The organism is Paraburkholderia phymatum, assembly GCF_038900715.1.
GTDB classification, from domain to species: Bacteria; Pseudomonadota; Gammaproteobacteria; order Burkholderiales; family Burkholderiaceae; genus Paraburkholderia; species Paraburkholderia phymatum_A.
In genome coordinates this window covers 1-255 of record NZ_JAYMRZ010000117.1, presented here as the reverse complement: position 1 = coordinate 255, position 255 = coordinate 1, and the positions used below count along the sequence as shown (strand labels likewise).

Here is a 255-nt window from a genome sequence, read left to right as displayed (position 1 = left end):
TGCGTAGCAACCAGGGACAAGGGTTGCGCTCGTTGCGGGACTTAACCCAACATCTCACGACACGAGCTGACGACAGCCATGCAGCACCTGTGTTACGGCTCCCTTTCGGGCACAACCACCTCTCGGCGGTCTTCCGTACATGTCAAGGGTAGGTAAGGTTTTTCGCGTTGCATCGAATTAATCCACATCATCCACCGCTTGTGCGGGTCCCCGTCAATTCCTTTGAGTTTTAATCTTGCGACCGTACTCCCCAGG

General features: G+C 54.9%; 1 rRNA gene. It reads right to left on the bottom strand.

The features are described from left to right. Window positions 1-255, bottom strand: a 16S ribosomal RNA gene (locus VSR68_RS43040); the annotation flags it as partial.